Source organism: Pseudomonas sp. SMSB3 (genome assembly GCF_052041965.1).
In the GTDB taxonomy this organism is placed as follows: domain Bacteria; phylum Pseudomonadota; class Gammaproteobacteria; order Pseudomonadales; family Pseudomonadaceae; genus Aquipseudomonas.
Genome location: NZ_JBKGGV010000008.1, coordinates 25,939 through 42,760, shown reverse-complemented (window position 1 = coordinate 42,760; position 16,822 = coordinate 25,939). Strand labels below are relative to the sequence as shown.

General features: G+C 62.8%; 17 protein-coding genes. 10 read left to right on the top strand and 7 right to left on the bottom strand.

Translation table 11 applies throughout. The features are described 5' to 3' along the window. The first annotated feature begins 3 nt into the window (after nucleotides 1–3). Both ACLEJW_RS14485 and sthA read left to right on the top strand, forming a co-directional pair. On the top strand, nucleotides 4–1,002 hold the full coding sequence (locus ACLEJW_RS14485) for an FAD:protein FMN transferase (RefSeq protein WP_440777792.1): 999 nt from the start codon (nucleotides 4–6) through the stop codon (nucleotides 1,000–1,002). 201 nt (nucleotides 1,003–1,203) lie between these two features. Further along, nucleotides 1,204–2,598 carry a Si-specific NAD(P)(+) transhydrogenase gene (gene sthA / locus ACLEJW_RS14480; protein ID WP_145181721.1) on the top strand — a complete coding sequence of 465 codons (1,395 nt, stop codon included), beginning with the start codon at nucleotides 1,204–1,206 and terminating at the stop codon, nucleotides 2,596–2,598. 48 nt (nucleotides 2,599–2,646) lie between these two features. On the opposite strand, the gene ACLEJW_RS14475 is transcribed toward sthA, so the two are convergent. Together ACLEJW_RS14475 and ACLEJW_RS14470 are read right to left on the bottom strand one after the other, a co-directional pair. Beyond that, nucleotides 2,647–3,363 (bottom strand): glycerophosphodiester phosphodiesterase, encoded by a 717-nt coding sequence (locus ACLEJW_RS14475; protein WP_145181724.1) that lies wholly within the window; start codon nucleotides 3,361–3,363, stop codon nucleotides 2,647–2,649. Between the two features lie 29 nt (nucleotides 3,364–3,392). Further along, nucleotides 3,393–3,977 carry a PilZ domain-containing protein gene (locus ACLEJW_RS14470; RefSeq protein WP_145181727.1) on the bottom strand — a complete coding sequence of 195 codons (585 nt, stop codon included), beginning with the start codon at nucleotides 3,975–3,977 and terminating at the stop codon, nucleotides 3,393–3,395. A 93-nt stretch (nucleotides 3,978–4,070) separates the two neighbouring features. On the opposite strand from ACLEJW_RS14470, the gene ACLEJW_RS14465 reads away from it, so the two are divergent. From ACLEJW_RS14465 to ACLEJW_RS14455, 3 genes are read left to right on the top strand one after another with little or no spacing between them, the layout of a single operon-like run. Further along, nucleotides 4,071–5,321, top strand: coding sequence for a lipoprotein-releasing ABC transporter permease subunit (locus ACLEJW_RS14465; RefSeq protein ID WP_313299658.1), 1,251 nt, complete (start codon nucleotides 4,071–4,073; stop codon nucleotides 5,319–5,321). A gap of 7 nt (nucleotides 5,322–5,328) precedes the next feature. Next, entirely contained in the window at nucleotides 5,329–6,012 is a 684-nt protein-coding gene (lolD, locus tag ACLEJW_RS14460; protein ID WP_313299655.1) for a lipoprotein-releasing ABC transporter ATP-binding protein LolD, read from the top strand. A 59-nt stretch (nucleotides 6,013–6,071) separates the two neighbouring features. After that, a complete protein-coding gene (locus tag ACLEJW_RS14455) occupies nucleotides 6,072–7,313 on the top strand; it encodes a lipoprotein-releasing ABC transporter permease subunit (RefSeq protein ID WP_145181736.1) in 1,242 nt (413 codons plus the stop codon). 37 nt (nucleotides 7,314–7,350) lie between these two features. Here the strand turns inward: ACLEJW_RS14455 and ACLEJW_RS14450 are convergent, their stop codons facing one another. Together ACLEJW_RS14450 and ACLEJW_RS14445 are read right to left on the bottom strand one after the other, a co-directional pair. Next, a complete protein-coding gene (locus ACLEJW_RS14450) occupies nucleotides 7,351–8,691 on the bottom strand; it encodes a heavy metal sensor histidine kinase (RefSeq protein WP_440777791.1) in 1,341 nt (446 codons plus the stop codon). Further along, the gene (locus ACLEJW_RS14445) at nucleotides 8,691–9,371 is read right to left on the bottom strand and encodes a heavy metal response regulator transcription factor (protein WP_313299651.1); all 681 of its coding nucleotides are present in this window, start codon (nucleotides 9,369–9,371) and stop codon (nucleotides 8,691–8,693) included. Before ACLEJW_RS14445 ends, ACLEJW_RS14450 begins: the two co-directional genes overlap by 1 nt. A gap of 198 nt (nucleotides 9,372–9,569) precedes the next feature. Here ACLEJW_RS14445 and ACLEJW_RS14440 point away from each other — a divergent pair, with 198 nt between their 5' ends. Then, nucleotides 9,570–10,058: a cupredoxin domain-containing protein gene (locus ACLEJW_RS14440; RefSeq protein WP_440777790.1), complete on the top strand. Its 489-nt coding sequence runs from the start codon at nucleotides 9,570–9,572 to the stop codon at nucleotides 10,056–10,058. Nucleotides 10,059–10,126: 68 nt separating this feature from the next. Continuing rightward, on the top strand, nucleotides 10,127–10,957 hold the full coding sequence (gene queF, locus ACLEJW_RS14435) for an NADPH-dependent 7-cyano-7-deazaguanine reductase QueF (RefSeq protein ID WP_440777789.1): 831 nt from the start codon (nucleotides 10,127–10,129) through the stop codon (nucleotides 10,955–10,957). A 30-nt stretch (nucleotides 10,958–10,987) separates the two neighbouring features. Here the strand turns inward: queF and ACLEJW_RS14430 are convergent, their stop codons facing one another. Then, entirely contained in the window at nucleotides 10,988–11,251 is a 264-nt protein-coding gene (locus tag ACLEJW_RS14430; protein ID WP_145181751.1) for a DUF4404 family protein, read from the bottom strand. 125 nt (nucleotides 11,252–11,376) lie between these two features. After that, nucleotides 11,377–11,940: a phosphonoacetaldehyde phosphonohydrolase-related protein gene (locus tag ACLEJW_RS14425; protein ID WP_440777788.1), complete on the bottom strand. Its 564-nt coding sequence runs from the start codon at nucleotides 11,938–11,940 to the stop codon at nucleotides 11,377–11,379. A gap of 188 nt (nucleotides 11,941–12,128) precedes the next feature. On the opposite strand from ACLEJW_RS14425, the gene ACLEJW_RS14420 reads away from it, so the two are divergent. The 3 genes from ACLEJW_RS14420 to rssC all read left to right on the top strand — a co-directional run bounded on the left by ACLEJW_RS14420 (nucleotide 12,129) and on the right by rssC (nucleotide 14,887). Next, nucleotides 12,129–12,836, top strand: coding sequence for an MlaA family lipoprotein (locus tag ACLEJW_RS14420; RefSeq protein WP_440777787.1), 708 nt, complete (start codon nucleotides 12,129–12,131; stop codon nucleotides 12,834–12,836). A 390-nt stretch (nucleotides 12,837–13,226) separates the two neighbouring features. After that, the gene (gene rssB, locus ACLEJW_RS14415; protein WP_145183314.1) at nucleotides 13,227–14,408 is read left to right on the top strand and encodes a two-component system response regulator RssB; all 1,182 of its coding nucleotides are present in this window, start codon (nucleotides 13,227–13,229) and stop codon (nucleotides 14,406–14,408) included. Continuing rightward, nucleotides 14,405–14,887 (top strand): anti-sigma factor antagonist RssC, encoded by a 483-nt coding sequence (gene rssC, locus ACLEJW_RS14410; protein ID WP_145181759.1) that lies wholly within the window; start codon nucleotides 14,405–14,407, stop codon nucleotides 14,885–14,887. The genes rssB and rssC overlap by 4 nt, the downstream gene beginning before the upstream one ends. Nucleotides 14,888–14,938: 51 nt before the next feature. On the opposite strand, the gene ACLEJW_RS14405 is transcribed toward rssC, so the two are convergent. Continuing rightward, nucleotides 14,939–16,780: an alkaline phosphatase D family protein gene (locus tag ACLEJW_RS14405; RefSeq protein WP_440777786.1), complete on the bottom strand. Its 1,842-nt coding sequence runs from the start codon at nucleotides 16,778–16,780 to the stop codon at nucleotides 14,939–14,941. Nucleotides 16,781–16,822: the final 42 nt, after the last annotated feature.

Below are 16,822 nucleotides of genomic sequence, written 5' to 3'. Positions count from 1 at the left end.
TGATTGCGCACAGCCGTCCTGTTCATCCTGATGCTGCTCAGCGCCTGCAGTGAAGGCCCCAGCGTGGAACGCCTGGGCGGCCCGACCATGGGCAGCAGCTATAGCATCCAGTACGTGCGCGAGGCCGGTGGGCCTGCGCCTGCGCAAGTGCAGGCGGCTGTCGAAGCCATCTTGCATGACATCGATCAGCACTACTCCACCTACCGCGCCGACTCCACCGTCAGCCAGTTCAACCGACTGCCGGCCCACCGCTGCATGATCCTGCCAAAGGATATGCGTGAACTGGTCAGTTTCGGCCTGCACCTGGCGCAGCTCAGCGACGGCGCCTATGACCTGACCGTGGAGCCGCTGCTGAGGCTCTGGGGCTTCGGCCCGCAAGCTCGACACGAACAGATCCCCGGTGCCAGGGCATTGGCCCGCGCCCAGCAGCGGGTCGGCTACCAGCACCTGCGGCTGGAAGGTCAGGCGTTGTGCAAGGATGCCCCGGTGCAGCTCGATTTCAACAGCATCGCCGCCGGCCACGCGGTGGACCTGCTCGCCGCGCGCCTGCAGGCCATGGGCGTGACCAGTTTCGTCGCCGAGGCGACCGGTGAACTCAAGGCCGTTGGCCGCAAGCCTGACGGCAGCCCTTGGCGCATCGCCCTGCAATTGCCAGGGCCGGACCGGCAGATGGCTCGCCGACTGTACCCCGTCCAAGGGCTCAGCGTGTCGAGCTCGGGTGACTACCGGCACTATTTCGAGGACAATGGCCAGCGCTATTCGCACGCCTTCGATGCGCGCCTGGGGCGCCCGGTCGACCATGATCTGGCCGCGGTCACCGTGCTCGATGCCTCGGCCATGCAGGCCGATGGCTATTCGACGTTGCTGCTGATTCTCGGTCCGCAGCGCGCGTGGGCCTTTGCCGTGGAACATGAACTGCCGGCAATGTTCGTGACTCGGGCCGAGGGTGGCTTCGTCTCCCGAGCGACCCCGGCCTTCGAGCGTGCGCTGAAAGGCGATTGAAAGCGTTGCCAGGGATGATGCCGCCACGGACCGGTGTGTGACATGTAGTGCAGGCAAAATTGGCCTACGACGCGACCAAGGGTTAATGTGCGCGGCGTTCACGCTTGATTAGACTGCACCCGAATTTTCTCATGGCGCTCCGGCGGCATGATCGAGTCCCGTGGGTAACCGTAACCCCGGGCCAGTTCTGAAGGAGTACGCATGGCTGTCTACAACTACGACGTAGTGGTGCTGGGTTCCGGCCCGGCCGGTGAGGGTGCGGCGATGAACGCCGCCAAAGCGGGGCGCAAGGTGGCGATGGTCGACAGCCGCCGCCAGGTCGGCGGCAACTGCACCCATTTGGGCACCATCCCGTCCAAGGCACTGCGTCACTCGGTGCGGCAGATCATGCAGTTCAACACCAACCCGATGTTCCGCGCCATCGGCGAGCCGCGCTGGTTCTCGTTCCCGGACGTGCTCAAGAGCGCCGAAAAAGTCATCGCCAAGCAGGTCGCGTCGCGCACCGGCTACTACGCCCGTAACCGCGTCGATCTGTTCTTCGGCACTGGCAGCTTCGCCGACGAGCAAACCATCGAAGTGGTCTGCCCCAATGGCGTGGTGGAAAAGCTCAACGCCAAGCACATCATCATCGCCACCGGTTCGCGCCCGTACCGCCCGGCGGACATCGACTTCCATCACCCGCGCGTCTACGACAGCGACACCATCCTCAGCCTCAGCCACACCCCGCGCAAGCTGATCGTCTACGGCGCTGGGGTGATCGGCTGCGAGTACGCGTCGATCTTCAGCGGCCTTGGCGTGCTGGTGGAGCTGGTCGATAACCGCGGGCAGCTGTTGAGCTTCCTCGACTCGGAAATTTCCCAGGCCCTGAGCTATCACTTCAGCAACAACAACATCACGGTCCGCCACAATGAGGACTACGAGCGCGTCGAAGGACTGGACAACGGCGTGATCCTGCACCTGAAGTCGGGCAAGAAGATCAAGGCCGACGCCTTGCTGTGGTGCAACGGCCGCACTGGCAATACCGACAAGCTGGGCCTGGAAAACATCGGCATCAAGGTCAATAGCCGTGGCCAGATCGAGGTCGACGAGGCTTATCGCACGTCGGTGCCGAACATCTACGGTGCCGGCGACGTGATTGGCTGGCCGAGCCTGGCCAGTGCCGCCCACGACCAGGGCCGCTCGGCAGCCGGCAGCATCGTCGACAACGGCAGCTGGCGTTTCGTCAACGACGTGCCGACCGGGATCTACACCATTCCGGAAATCAGCTCGATCGGTAAGAACGAACAGGAACTGACCCAGGCCAAGGTGCCCTATGAAGTGGGCAAGGCGTTCTTCAAGAGCATGGCGCGGGCGCAGATCGCTGGCGAGCCGCAGGGCATGCTGAAGATCCTGTTCCACCGCGAAACCCTCGAGGTGCTCGGCGTGCACTGCTTCGGCTACCAGGCTTCGGAAATCGTCCATATCGGCCAGGCCGTGATGAACCAGCCGGGCGAACAGAACAACCTGAAATACTTCGTCAACACCACCTTCAACTACCCGACCATGGCCGAAGCCTATCGGGTAGCTGCCTACGACGGCCTGAACCGGCTTTTTTGAGCGGCTCCGGCCGGTGGCCTGAGCCGGTCGGGGAGACCGATTTCAGCCCTACCCGAGGGTGGTCTTGGCCAAACCGGGAAAGTCTGTAATCAGGCTATCCACGCCAAAATCAGCGAGCCTGCGCATCAGCGCCGGCTCGTTGACCGTCCACACCGATACGTGCAGCCCTTGGCCCTGGGCCTTGAGCAGGCGCTCAGGGGTGCACAGCGTCCAGTTCAGCGCCAGCATCTGGCAGCCGTAGTTCTGCGCCACCTTCAGCGGGTCGAGCCAGGCGTATTCGGCCACCAGGCCGCGTTGCACATCCGGCACCAGTTCCTGGGCGGCGCCCAGCACCTCGCGCGAGCTTGAGGTAATGGTGACTTTGTCCAGCAGGCCGAACTGCTGGGCCAGCTCGCGAATAGCCAGCACCGTGGTCGCGGCGCGGGTACGCGAAGCGCTCTTGACCTCCAGTTGCCAATGCTCGAAAGCGCATTTTTCGAACAGCTCCTCCAGCGTCGGGATCGGGCAGGGCTGCACATGGCCTGGGCCGCCTTTGCGCGCGTCGATGCGCACCAGCTCGGCAGCGGGGTGCTCGACCACCTTGCCGCGTCGGCCGGTGGTGCGCTTGAGCGTGGGGTCGTGGATCACCATCAGCTGGTTGTCGGCCGACAGGTGCAGGTCGAGTTCGCAGCGGTTAACGCCGTGCGCCAGGCACTGCTGGAAACTCTTGAGGGTATTTTCAGGGGCTTCGCCTTTGGCGCCGCGGTGGCCGTAGATCAGGGTCACGTTCGTTCCTTCAAATCAGGGGGATGAGCCTAGGCGGCGGGGCCGTCTTGTTCCAGTTGCTGGCGGCGCTGCTGCTGTTGACGTTGCAGGATATAGCGGGCCAGCAGTTGCCGTTGGGCATCGGTCATGTCGATGAATTCGGTGCCGACCTCGAAGGTGCCGTCCGGGCGCGGGTCGCAGTGGGTGATCCGGCCGCGCAGCAGCAGGCCGTGGGCGCGCGGCATCAACACCATCTTCACTTTCACCCGGCTGCCCGGGGCGACCGCCTGCGCCTGGGCGAATTCGATGCCACCCTCGGAAATGACCACCCGCTGCGGCTGGCCGATTTCCCCCAGCAGGGTCTGCGCGACCACCGCGCTCAGCAGGTCGAGGCGTTTGTTCTGCGCGCGCAGAAACGCCGCGAGGGTGCGGTCCTTGTCGCTCAACTGGCGCAGCAAATGTTGGGACTCGAAGTCCGAGAGGTGCAGTTCGCTGAGCAGGTTGAACAGTGGCGAATCATCCTGCAACAGTTCTGCCTCAAGGGCTTCGGCCGCGCTGAGGGGGCTGATTTCCAGTGCGATCCGATCTTCGATGCGGTAGTATTCGCGGCGATCTTCTTCGTCTAATGTCGTCATGGCGAACCCATGGTTGCGGCGGTGGTCCGAGTGTAAAGCCGCTGTAGGCGCCTCGCCACCAGGACGTTCCCTTTCCTCCGAACAAGCCCCGACATGTTCAGACCTCTCTTCGCATTCATCGGTACGCGTTACACCCGTGCCAAGCGCCGCAATCACTTTGTCTCGTTCATTTCCCTGACCTCGATGATCGGCCTCGCCCTGGGCGTGGTGGTGATGATCGTGGTGCTCTCGGTGATGAACGGTTTCGACCACGAGATGCGGACCCGCGTGTTGGGCATGATCCCGCATGCCACGCTGGAAAGCGGCCAGCCGATCAACGATTGGCCCGCCCTCGCTGAACAAGTAAAGCAGAATCCACAGGTGCTGGCGGTCGCGCCCTACACCCAGATGCAAGGCTTGCTGACCCATGATGGCAAGGTGCAGAAGGTGTTGCTCAATGGCATCGATCCGGCGCGCGAGCGCCAGGTGTCGATCATCGACAACTTCATTCAGCAGGGCAGCCTCGATCAGCTGGCGCCGGGCGAGTGGGGCATCATGATCGGCGACAAGGCCGCCGCCAAGCTGGGGGTCGCCGTCGGCGACAAGCTCACCTTCGTCGCCCCCGAGGTCAGCGTGACCCCGGCCGGCATGTTTCCGCGCATGAAGCGCTTCACCGTGGTCGGCACCTTCCACGTCGGTGCCGGCGAGATCGACGGCTACCTGGGCCTGACCAACCTCACCGACCTGTCGCGCCTGCACCGCTGGAAACCCGACCAGGTACAGGGCCTGCGCCTGAAGTTCGAGGACCTGTTCCAGGCACCGCGGTTGGCCTGGAACATCGCCCAGCAGCTGGGTGAAGATCAGTACTTCAGCCGCGACTGGACGCGTAGCCACGGCAACCTGTACCAGGCGATCCGCATGGAGAAGGCCATGATCGGCCTGCTGTTGCTGCTGATCGTCGCGGTAGCAGCCTTCAACATCATTTCCACCTTGGTGATGGTGGTCAACGACAAGCGTGGCGACATCGCCATCCTGCGCACCCTCGGCGCCACACCTGGGCAGATCATGCTGATCTTCATGGTCCAGGGCACGGTGATCGGGGTGATCGGCACCTTGATCGGCGCTGTGGTCGGGATCATCGCCGCGTTGAACGTGAGCGCGGTGATCGCCGGCATCGAGAAACTGATCGGGCACAAGTTCCTCAATGCCGACGTGTACTTCATCGATTACCTGCCGTCGCAGATCCAGGCCCAGGATGTGTACATGGTCTGCGGTGCGGCGTTGGTCCTGAGTTTCTTCGCCACCCTGTATCCGGCCTGGCGTGCGGCACGCACCCAGCCAGCAGAGGCGCTACGTTATGAGTGAGTCGCGCATGAGTGATAAAGCCGTTCTGAGTTGCCGTAACCTCGGCAAGTCCTATGACGAGGGCCCGGAGTCGGTACAAGTGCTGTCCGGCCTCAACCTGGAGCTGCATCCGGGTGAGCGCGTGGCCATCGTTGGCAGTTCCGGCTCGGGCAAGAGTACCTTGCTGAACCTGTTGGGCGGCCTCGACCGGCCGAGCCAGGGCAGTGTGTGGCTGGCCGGCGAAGAGCTGTCGGCCCTGGGCGAGCGGGCCCGTGGCCTGCTGCGCAACCGCGAGCTGGGCTTCGTCTATCAGTTCCATCACCTGCTGCCTGAGTTCACTGCCATGGAGAACGTGTGCATGCCGCTGCTGATCGGCCGCACCGCCATTCCCGAAGCGCGCGAGCGCGCCGAGGCCTTGCTCAAGCGGGTTGGGCTCGGCCATCGCCTGCATCACAAACCTGCCGAGCTGTCCGGTGGCGAGCGTCAGCGTGTGGCGATTGCCCGTGCCCTGGTCAACCGTCCTGGGCTGGTGATGCTCGACGAGCCGACCGGCAACCTGGACCATCACACCGCCCAGGGTATTCAGGAACTGATGCAAGAGTTGTCCAGTTCCTCGCGCACGGCGTTCCTGGTGGTGACCCATGACCTTAACCTGGCGCGTCAGATGGACCGAGTGCTGAAGCTCGACGACGGCCACCTGGTGGCTATCTAAGCGCTTGCACGGGGTGGCTGCGCCGCCCCGTTTCCCCGTTTTCATTGGGTGTTTCCTACATGTTCAGACCCTTGCCCATCTTCATCGGCGCGCGCTACACCCGGGCCAAGCGCCGCAATCACTTCATCTCATTCATCTCGATGACGTCGATGATCGGCCTGTCGCTGGGCGTGCTGGCGATGATCGTGGTGCTGTCGGTGATGAACGGCTTCCAGCGCGAGATGAGCTCGCGCATCCTGGGCCTGGTGCCGCATGCCGCCATCCTTGGCGTGCAGCCGCTGGACGACTGGCACAAGGTGGCCGATGCAGCCCTGCAAAACCCAGCGGTAATGGCGGCGGCGCCGATCACGGAAATGGAAGGCATGCTGTCGTACAAAGGCGCCATGCAGCCCATTCAGGTCAGTGGCATCGACCCGGCCGAAGAAGACAAGGTCTCGATCGTCGGCCAGCACATCGTGCAAGGTCGCCTGCAGGACTTGCAGCCGGGCGAGTACGGGGTGGTGATCGGGGAACTGACTGCCCGGCGTTTTCGCCTGAACAGCGGCGACAAACTGACCCTCATCGTGCCGGAAATCAGCAAGGAGCCAGGCGGCATCACCCCGCGCATGCAGCGCCTGACCGTGGTCGGCATCTTCAAGGTAGGCGCCGAGCTCGACGGCTCGCAAGCCTACATGCACCTGGCCGATGCTGGCGAGATGCAGCGCTGGGCCCCGGGCCAGGTGCAAGGTGTGCGCCTGAAGTTGCATGACCTGTACGCTGCGCCGCAGGTGTCCAAGGCCATCGCCGCGCACCTGGGCGATGGCTACCGCGCTGATGACTGGTCGCACACCCAAGGCAGCCTGTTCAGCGCGATGAAGATGGAAAAGACCATGATCGGCCTGTTGTTGCTGATGATCATCGCGGTGGCGGCGTTCAACATCATCGCCACCCTGGTGATGGTGGTGAACGACAAGGGGCCGGACATCGCCATCTTGCGTACGCTAGGGGCGACGCCTGCGCAGATCATGGGCACGTTCATGGTCCAGGGCAGCTTGATCGGCGTGGTCGGCACGCTGATCGGCGGCGTGCTTGGCGTAATCGCCGCGCTCAATGTCAGCCAGATCGTCGGCTGGCTGGAGCGGATCAGCGGCCAGCACATCTTCACTTCCGATGTGTACTTCATCAGCAGCCTGCCATCGGAGCTGCAGGGTGGCGACGTGCTGATGATTTGCGCCGCAGGCTTGCTGATGAGCTTCCTGGCGACCCTATACCCGGCGTACCGGGCCTCCCAAGTGCAGCCTGCCATTGGGCTGGCGGTCTGAAACGGCGGCGAGCTGGGCTGCCCCGTAGCCCATTTCATCAGAGGCTGGGAAGGTCGATCTCGAAGCGCGTCCAGCCGTCTTCGCAGCTTGCCCGGATGCTGCCGCCATGCGCCTGCACGATCGACTGGGTAATCGCCAGGCCCAGCCCTGCATGTTCCTGACTGCCCTCGCGGCGCGCAGGGTCTGCGCGGTAAAACCGGTCGAACAGGCGCGCCAATGCGGCGGGGTCGATCGCCGTGCCGGTGTTGGCCACACACAGCTGCGTGCCAGGCGACAGCGTCACGACAATTGACCCACCTGGGGGTGTAAAGCGCAGCGCGTTGTCGAGCAGATTGGACAGGGCTCGGCGCAGCATCTGCCGGTCGCCGTGCACAGCGGCGGTGCCCTCGCGTCGCAACATCACCCCGCAGTCTTCTGCTGCCGGCGCGTAGTATTCCAGCAGCGCATCGACTTCTTCGTGCATGGCCAACTGGGTTCGCCCGGGCACCAGCAGGCCGTGGTCGGCCTTGGCCAGGAACAGCATGTCATTGATCATCTGCGCCATGGCCTGCAGCTCTTCAAGGTTGCCATGCAGCGCCTCACGGTAGTGCTCCAGGGTACGCGGGCGGGTCAGCGTGACCTGGGTGTGGGTCAGCAGGTTGGACAGCGGCGTACGCAGCTCGTGGGCGATATCGGCAGAAAAAGCCGAAAGGCGCTGGAACGCATCGTCCAGCCTTTGCAGCATGGCATTCAGGCTGCCGGCCAGCGCCGCCAGCTCCTGCGGCATCTGCGCCACCGGCAGCCGAGTGGTCAGGGAGCGGGCCGACACACTGGCGGTCACCTTGCCCATCTGGCGCAACGGGCGCAGGCCACGGCGCGCCGCCCAGGCGCCGAGCAGGGCAGTGGCCAAGGCGGCAAGCCCGACCGTCAGCCAGATCAGCCGCTGCATGCCTTGCAGAAAATGCTGGTGATGGGTGATATCGAGAAACACGGTCAGCTGCGCAGCGCCTGACTCGTGCGCTTTGACGCTGAGGCTGCGGTAGTCGACGCCGTTGGCGGTCACGGTGCTCAAGCCAAGGGTCGCGGGCGGTGTCGGCAAGGCATCACGGCTGCTGAACCAAAGCGCGCCATCGGGTCCGTCGATGCGCAGGGCAAGGTCCGCCTGGTGACTGAGCTCGGTACGCAGGGCAGGCAATCGATCAGTCAGTGCCTGGCGACTGCCTACGCCGTCGATCTGGCTGCGCAGCACCGACACACGCGAGGTCAGCAGTTGCCGGTCCAGTTCGATGAAGTGCTCTGCGCTGGCATGACTGAACAGCAAGCCGGCGCTCAGCGAGACGCCGGCGGTGCAGGCGGCGAACAGCAGCGCCAGGCGCGTGGTGAGTGACAACCGGGGCATCAGTCGTGGCGCTCTTCGAGCACGTAGCCCATGCCGCGCACAGTGTGGATCAACTTCTTGGGGTGGGGGTCGTCGATCTTCAGGCGCAGGCGGCGCACGGCGACTTCGATCACATTGGTGTCGCTGTCGAAGTTCATGTCCCAGACTTGCGATGCGATCAGCGACTTGGGCAGCACCTCGCCCTGACGGCGCAGCAGCAACTCGAGCAGGGCGAACTCCTTGGCCGTGAGGTCAATGCGTGAACCGCCCCGTTCGGCACGCCGGCGCAGCAGGTCCAGGCGTAGATCGGCAAGGGCCAGCAGGGTGTCCTGGCCTGGCCCAGCACCGCGGCGCAACAAGCTGCGCACGCGGGCCAGCAACTCAGAGAAGGCGAAGGGTTTGACCAGGTAATCGTCCGCACCGAGCTCCAGGCCGTGAACGCGGTCCTCGACCGCATCGCGGGCGGTGAGAAACAGCACCGGCGTGCCTAATCCGGCCTGGCGCACGGCTTGCAGAATCTGCCAGCCATCCCGACCGGGCAGCATCACGTCGAGGATCAACAGGTCGTGATCGCCGCTCAGCGCCAGGTGCTGGCCGGTGTCGCCGTCGTGCGCCAGTTCGGTGGTAAAGCCCGCTTCACTCAGGCCCTGACTCAGGTACTGACCGGTGCGCAGTTGGTCTTCGACGATCAGCAGTTTCATGCTCGATTCACAGCCTTGCAGGTGACGTCTAGCCCGGTGGGCGCAGGTGGCCCAGCTGGCCACAGGGATTTGACGGCAATGATACGTGACTGGCCTGGCTTCAGGCCTTGGCTTACAAAGTTGTAATCTTGCCGTCAGGTCCGCGCCAGTCGCAGCAGTTTAACGTGCTGCCAATCACTCGGGTTCGTTGGAGAAATCATGAAACGCTTGTTCATTGCTGCTGCACTGGCCCTGATCAGTTTGCCGGGTGCTGCGCAGGAGGGTGACAGCTTCGCTTTCGGCGAGCCGGCTCCGGCCAGTGCCGCCACGCGTACGGTCGAGGTGCTGCTCAAGGATATCGCCTTCGAGCCCAGGCACTTGCAGGTCAAGGCAGGGGAAACCGTGCGTTTCGTGGTTATCAATCAGGGCCAGCTGCCCCATGAATTCAACCTGGGTGACAAGGCCATGCACGCCGAGCACCAGAAGCAGATGCTCGCCATGCAGGGCGAGCGCTCCACCGCGGCCACCGACCCTGCCCACAGTCATCATGGCGAGCACGGCCATGCCGGGGGCAACACGGTGCTGGTGCAGCCCGGTCAGCGTGCCGAGCTGACCTGGACGTTCCGCAAGTCGGCGCCGATCGAATTCGCCTGCAACGTTCCTGGCCATTACCAGGCGGGTATGGTCGGGTCATTGACCATCGAGTAGGCGGGCCTGCAAGGCAGGATGCAAAACCGGTAGACTAGGAGCAATTTCGAACCTTCAGGTCAGTTTCCATGCACCCCGCCGCCGAACATTCCCCGCTGGGCAAGTCCAGCGAATACATCGCTACCTACACCCCTTCATTGCTGTTCCCCATTCCACGTACCGCCAAGTGGGCCGAGCTGGGCGTCACTGCGCAGACATTGCCTTGGCAGGGTGTGGATTACTGGAACTGCTTCGAATTGTCATGGTTGTTGCCGTCGGGTAAGCCGGTGGTTGCCATTGGTGAGTTCGCCATCCCGGCCGATTCGCCCAACATCATCGAGTCCAAGTCGTTCAAGCTGTACCTGAACTCACTTAACCAGACCGTGTTCGCCTCGCTGGCCGAATTGCAGGCGTGCCTGGTCAAGGACCTGTCGGCAGCTGCGGGCAAGCCGGTTGGCGTACAAGTGCGCAGCCTGAATGACGTGCAGGCACAAGGTGTGGTGGCGTTGCCGGGTCAGTGCATTGACGGTCTGGATGTTGCCATCGACAACTACGCTCATCCGCAACCGGCGTTGCTCAGCTGTGACGCGCAGTGCGTGGTGGAGGAAACGGTGCACAGCAACCTGCTCAAGTCCAACTGCCCGGTGACCGGCCAGCCTGACTGGGGCAGTGTGGTGGTGCACTACAAGGGCCGGGCGCTGGACCATGCCAGCTTGCTGACCTACCTGATCAGCTTCCGCCAGCACGCCGATTTCCACGAGCAATGCGTCGAGCGCATCTATCTGGACTTGAAACAGCTCCTGCAGCCCGAGCACCTGACGGTATACGCGCGCTATGTGCGCCGCGGCGGGCTGGACATCAACCCCTATCGCAGTACCGCTGCGATCAGCCTGGCGAACCTGCGCCTGGTTCGCCAGTAATCGGGCGCAGCCGCCAGGCGGGTGGGCAGCTCAGATGCCCATGCTGTGCAGCGAGTTGGCGATGCTGCGCAGGGTGGCGGTGAGGTCCGGGTGCTCGGCCTCGAAGCGCTCGATTGCCAGGTTGACGCCGTCGACCATGTTGTTGTCGGCCGTGGCTTCCTCGAGCTTCAGCTGCGCTTCGATCTCCCGGGCCTCCTCATGCAGTGCGGCCACTTCTTGATCAGAAAGCGGTACGTTGCGATCCAGTTGCTCGCGCAGGCTGTTCAGGCGTTCTTGCAATTCGCGGGCAGGCATTTGGCTGTACTCCATCAATGGCTTGGCAAAGGCATGGACCTCAGCGAAGCGGCAAAGGTTCTCACCTGTGTTTTAGGGTAATCCACTGACTGGCGCTTTGCCGGTGAGCTGCCCACTGGCATGTATCAGGGTTTTTCACCTTTGCTGCAGCGCAGCGCGATGTCGGCAAGGCAGGTATCGAGCTCGGCAAGGTGGTCGATCACCGAATGCACGCCGAGGTTGAACAGGGCCAAAGTCGCTTTGCCGCGGGCGATGTCGCGCTGTTGTACGGTCATGCCTTGCCACTGCAGCGCACTGGACTCGCCCACCGGCTCGCAGGCCGCCAGGCCCACCGTCCACACGCCGGCATTGAGGCCTGCTTGCAGCAGCTTGGGCTCGCCGCTGACCAGCACGCAGCCTTCCAGCTGTTCGGCCTGCATGGCCATCAAGGCCTGCCAGCAGGGGTCGGGTGCAGGCCAGGGCATGCCTTTGTGCGCGTACCCTGGCAGCCAGGCAGGCAAGACCTCGGCCAGATGTTTACCCTCGGCGTCGGGCAGTTGGTCCAGCCAGATGCAGGGGATCTGTGCGTCACGCAGGCTGGCGAGGGTTGCCAGCGCGCCAGGCGCAGGTCGCGGCTGCTGGTCGATGACCTGGAGCAGGCAATCGCGCAGGCCGAACAGAACAGAGCGGATGACAGGTGCAGCGAGCATGGGGACTTTCCTGAAATACGCTGCAGGCTAGTGACTGTGTGTTACCAAGGCATGACGGCAATGTCTGTTCACAATGTTTTGAGCAGCAAAATGTAAAGCTGTTTATCAGCGTGCAAGTCTCTATACTGCCGGCTGAGTGCGGCGCACCTGATGCGCTTGCGGCCGAGAATTTCGATGGAGAAACATCTATGCGTAGGATCAGTGCCGGTGTGATCGAGCGATTCACCCAGGCCTGTGTCTGTGCCAGCTTGCTGCTGGCGCCTGTGGCTGCCACCCAGGCCGCCACCGAGGAAGATCCCTGGGAAGCGGTCAACCGCCCGATCTTCCGCTTCAACGATACGATCGACACCTATGCCCTCAAGCCGTTGGCCCAGGGCTATGACGCCATTACCCCGCAATTTCTCGAAGATGGCATTCATAACGTTTTCCGTAACATCGGCGATGTCACCAACCTGGCCAACAACGTGCTGCAGCTCAAGCCGCATGCGGCTGGCGTGGACACGGCGCGGCTGATCGTCAACACCGTCTTCGGTATCGGCGGCTTCTTCGACGTGGGCACCCGCATGGGCCTGCAGCGCAGCGACGAAGACTTCGGCCAGACCCTGGGTTACTGGGGCGTGCCAAGCGGCCCGTACGTGGTCATTCCGCTATTGGGGCCGAGCACCGTGCGTGATGGCCTGGCACGCTACCCTGACACCTACACCAAGCCTTATCGCTACATCGACCATGTGCCGACCCGTAACTCGATCTTTGCCCTGGATGTGGTCGACACCCGCGCCAGCTTGCTGCCAGCGGAGAAGCTGATCCAAGGCGACAAGTACATCTTCTTGCGCAATGCCTACCTGCAGAACCGCGAGTTCAAGGTCAAGGACGGTGAAGTCGAAGACGACTTCTAAGCGCTTGCGGTGCATTGACGGCGACCTTTGGGTCGCCGTTTTTGTTACAGGCTTATGCAAACGCGGTGGCGAACCAATGCGCGATGACGTGCGAAGCGCCGGGGTAGAGCCAACGACCCGCGCCATGTCCTAACCATTGGGCACTTCAAACAGTATTTTTATAACTCTCGGTGATTTGGTCGGCAAACTGCAGCGAACTCAGCCGACGTAAGCTTGAAACGCTTTGCGGATGGGAGTACCGTCTGCGCCTTACGCGGTAGATCCTTGGGTTGCCTGGGCTGGGTTATTGGCCTACAACTCAAGTTGAGCTTCACCACAGAGTATTCCAGCAGTTGGATGTCAGCCTTGCAGACGTTCCTGCACCAACCCAAATCGGCGCCGTTCGCCCACATGCAGAAAATCAGTGCAACGCTGCTGATCATCGATGATGACGACGTGGTCCGTGCGAGCCTCGCCGCCTATCTGGAAGACAGTGGCTTCAGTGTGCTCCAGGCCGGTAATGGCCAGCAGGGCCTTCAGGTCTTCGAACAACAGCAGCCCGACCTTGTCATCTGCGATCTGCGTATGCCGCAGATGGGCGGGCTCGAACTGATCCGTCAGATCAGTGAACGCGAGCCGCAATTGCCGGTGATCGTGGTGTCGGGCGCCGGGGTGATGAGCGACGCAGTCGAGGCCTTGCGCCTGGGCGCGGCAGATTACCTGATCAAGCCGCTGGAAGACCTGGCCGTGCTCGAACATTCGGTACGCCGGGCCCTCGATCGTTCGCACCTGGTGCAGGAAAACCAGCGCTACCGGGAAAAGCTCGAAACAGCCAACCGCGAGCTCGAGGCCAGCCTGCACCTGCTGCAGGAAGACCAGACCGCCGGGCGCCAGGTGCAGATGAACATGCTGCCGGAAAGCCCCTGGACGCTGGGTGAGTTCGCCTTCGAGCACCAGATCATTCCGTCGCTGTACCTGTCGGGCGATTTTGCCGACTACTTCCGTGTCGATGAGCGACGGATCGCCTTCTACCTGGCCGATGTGTCCGGGCATGGGGCATCCTCGGCGTTCGTCACCGTACTGCTGAAGTTCATGACCACGCGCTTGTTGTTCGAATTCAAGCGCAGCAAGCAGCGTGAGTTCAAACCCTCACAGGTGCTCAGTCACATCAACCGCGGGCTGATCAACTGCAAACTGGGTAAACACGTCACCATGGTCGGTGGCGTGATCGACGAGGAGACGGGCCTGTTGACCTATGCCGTCGGTGGGCACTTGCCGTTGCCGGTGCTGTACACTCCAGGCCAGGCCCGTTACCTGGAAGGCCGTGGCTTGCCGGTCGGATTGTTCGACGAGGCCACCTACCAGGACCTGGTGATCGAGCTGCCCGAGCAGTTCAGCCTGACCCTCATGTCCGACGGCATCCTGGACCTTTTGCCGGGCGACACGCTCAAAGATAAAGAAGCTGGCTTGCCGGACATCGTCAAGACAGCGGGTGGTAGCCTGGATGGGCTGCGGCAACGATTTGGATTGGCTACGCTTGGGGAGATGCCGGATGATATCGCCCTATTGGTGTTGAGCAGGAACCTTCAATGAGTACCGGTAGAATCCAGTTCGCCGAGCAGAGCGGTACCTTTGTACTGAAGTTTGTCGGTGAAGTGCGCCTGACGCTGTGTTCGGCATTGGATGCCACGATCGAGAAGATCTTCACTGCGCTGAACTTCTCGACGATCGTCATCGACCTGACCGAAACCGAGAGCATCGACAGTACCACCTTGGGCCTGCTGGCCAAGCTGTCGATCCTGTCGCGGCAGAAGGTCGGCCTGTTGCCCACCGTGGTGACCACCAACCCTGACATCTCGCGCTTGCTGCAGTCCATGGGCTTCGATCAGGTGTTCAATATCGTCGAGCACCCGGTGCCGTGCCCGGAATGCCTGAGCGATCTGCCGTCACAGGACCAGAACGAAGACGTGGTGCGCTCCAAGGTGCTCGAAGCGCACAAGATTCTCATGGGGCTCAATGATTCCAACCGCGAAGCCTTTCACGACCTGGTGAGTGCGCTGGAGCGCACCTGATAGCCGCGTTGTCGAGCTGGGACGCTGCCTGATCAGCGGCTGACCTCAACGTCACGCATCGCGCTCGAACGCTGCGGCTTCGCTGCCATCTGCACTGAGCTGATAGACCTGCACCGGCCGGCCTTGTTCATCGAAAAACACCTGGCCCAACCCAGCCCCATTCCACAGCCGTTCCCCCGCCTTGCGACGGCTTGGAACGCGCGGCACGACCTCCATCTGCCGGCGTTTGGTGAACCAGTTCAACGGCGAGCGCGGCGCATACAGCCAGCGGTTGAGCCGATCCAGTACATCCAGCAGGCGCCGCGGGAATTCATTCTTGATGCCGCTGCTGGTCACTTGCCACAGGTGCGGGCTGCGCTGGCGGTGACGGATCAGCACTTCGTAGACGAATGAGTAATGCACGTCGCCTGAAAGGATCACGTAGTGCCCTGGGGTGCGCGAGTGGCGGAAGATATTCAGGATCACCTGTGCGGCGCCCCGGTGCGCCATCCAGTTTTCGGCATCGACCAGCAACGGGTAGCCCAGCCAGCTGAATACCCGCTGTACCGTCTCGATCAATTTCACGCCAAAGATCGGCGCCGGCGACACGATGATTGCCGAGGGATGGTCCAGCAGCGCTTGCTGCAATTCGCTCAGTGCCTCCCAGTCCAGCAGCCCGGACGGCCGGGCCGGGTCGCTTTCACTGCGCCAGCGGCGGGTGCGGGTGTCGAGCACCAGCAGCGGCGGGGCGCTTGGCAGGGTGAATTGCCAGCCCTGGAACTGCAGCAAACGCTCGATCACTTCGTCTTGCCGCGTCGTCGGCAGCTGGCACTGCGCGATCAACCCGCTGCACCCCTGTGGATCGTTGCCCCAGGCCTGGCACAACAGGTAGCCGAGCAACGCGTTGCCGATGATGCGTCGCGAGAAAGGATGGCCGTAGGCTGTCTCTTCCCACTGCGCCGAGAGGTTCCAGTCATCGGTGATGTCGTGATCGTCAAAAATCATCAGGCTGGGCAGATGCGCCATCACCCTCGCGACATCACCCAGGTTGGCAGCGAACGCCTCGATGCGCGGCAGCTCCTCGCCATAGCGCGCCCGGTGTTGATCGCTCAACCCTGCCGGCATGCTCAGGTCCACCAGGCGCCAGGGCACCGGCGACCACACCAACAGGTACATGGCCATGACTTCGGCCAAGGTCACCAAATGGTTGTCGGCATTACTGGACGAAAAGATCGGCTTGCGCTTGCCGCCAAAGAAACGTTCGCGCAGCGTTTCATTGCGCTTTTGCGCTGGCAGCAGGTCGGCGCGGTGATAATAGCTGGCCGGGTGCCGGTAGAGCGCCTGGCTGTCAGCGACCACCGCACCCTCCAGTGCCTCGTCGAACAGGCCCAGCCGTTCGATCAGCGTATGGATAGCCCGTAGCATCGGCCCGGCGACGTCATCGACATAGACCTGGTCGCCCGTCATCAACAACACGGCGGGGCGCTCCTGCGGCTGCGCGCAGGCCTGCAGCAAGCGGTCGGCACAGAGCAACCCGTCGGCCGCCGGGTGATGCGGCTTGCGGCACGAGCCGTGCAGCACGTGATCGAAACGCTCACGCAGCACCAGGATTGGCCGTCGGTTGCCGGGGTAAAGCAGGTGTGGCGCCCAGTCTGCGATGCCCTTGCCGTCGATCAATACATCGAACTCGAGGAAAACATTGCACGGCAAGGGCTCGCTGAACTCAATCTGCAGCAAGTGGATGAAGGCATGCTTGCCAATCGGCACGACCTGGCAATCGACTTGGGCGGTGCCGTCGAACGCAAATTGCACGGGCAACGGTTGGCTACCGACCATCCACAGCGCCAGGCGCTGAGGTTCAAGGCGGCGCAGCACGGGGCCGGCGAGCACAAGGGGCAATGGAGAGGAGGTCATCAGGCGTTAGTTCACAACGTTTGCAGCCGGCAAAAATAAACG